This is a genomic window from Peptoniphilus sp. oral taxon 836 str. F0141, assembly GCF_000179335.1.
GTDB classification, from domain to species: domain Bacteria; phylum Bacillota; class Clostridia; order Tissierellales; family Peptoniphilaceae; genus Peptoniphilus_A; species Peptoniphilus_A lacrimalis.
Window position 1 is genome coordinate 1 of the sequence record NZ_AEAA01000026.1, and the last position, 1192, is coordinate 1192.

General features: G+C 26.4%; 1 protein-coding gene and 1 pseudogene. Both read right to left on the reverse strand.

The genetic code is table 11. The features are described from left to right. Positions 1–335 (reverse strand): annotated as a pseudogene (locus tag HMPREF9131_RS01000) (sensor histidine kinase); the annotation flags it as partial. After that, complete coding sequence (locus tag HMPREF9131_RS01005; protein WP_009344875.1) at positions 336–1025, reverse strand: response regulator transcription factor; 690 nt, start codon at positions 1023–1025, stop codon at positions 336–338. It abuts the pseudogene before it with no gap. Positions 1026–1192: the final 167 nt, after the last annotated feature.

The following is a 1192-nucleotide window of genomic DNA, read 5'->3' on the forward strand; positions in this document are numbered from 1 at the left end:
AGTAAAAAATCCTGAGAATTAATAGGTTCTTTTGAGATTGCACCTATTGAATCTATTATAATATTTCCTTTTGGTGTTAAAACTTGTACTTCTGCATTCGTATATGTCCATAAAATATCATTATCTTCTAAAATTATATCCTCTAAATTTTTATCTGAATAATTCCTGTTATAAAAGTTAAGAGAAAAAGATAATCTACTTTTTAATTCATTTTCTACACTTGTGTAATAGAATGTTTTAAAACCTATCAGCAAAAATATATCTAATATAACAATTGTTGTAATAATCAATAATAAGTAACTTTTTACAAGTCTCTTACCAATTCTATTTTTCAATTATTCACCTTGCCATCTATAACCTAGACCCCATACCGTTTCAATATATTCAGGTTTTGCGGGATTTTCTTCAATTTTCGCTCTCAACCTTCTAATATTTACATCAACAATTTTTGAATCACCAATAAAATCATTGCCCCAAACTATTTTTAAAATTTCATCTCTATTCATAGCTTTTTTTGGATTTTCCATAAATATTTTCATAATTTGATATTCAGTTGGGGTAAGCTCAATTTCCTCATCATTCTTATAAAATTTTCTTTGATAGTAATCTAGCTTAAAAGGTTCTTGTATAATGTAATTTTCATCGTTTTCTTCTTCTGGTTCAAGCCTTCTCTCTAAAGATTTTATCCTTAAAGTTAGCTCTGTAGGGTTAAAAGGTTTAGTTAAATAATCATCAGTCCCATATTGAAGGCCCATTATTTTATCATAATCTTCAGCCTTAGCAGTAAGCATTATTATTCCCAAGTTTGGGAATTCTTTTCTTAAAACTTTACAAACTGCAAAACCATCAACTCCCGGCAACATTATATCCAGTACAACTATTTGAGGTTGCTTACTCCTGGCTATGTCAATACCTTCTTCTCCACTTCCAGCTTCAAAGACTGTATATCCTTCTCTTTCTAAATTTATTTTAACGAACTTTCTAATAGGTTCTTCATCTTCTACTAATAATATTTTAACAGCCATTTATCTCACCTTCTCAATTTTATTATAAAGAAAAAAACTCATAAATTCAATAATTAGAACTTATGAGTTATATAAATAAAAAAATTAAATTCAAAATTATATTATTTAAAAATACTTTAAAACATCATTTATAAAAGTTTTAAATATTTAATAAATAAGTGAAATTT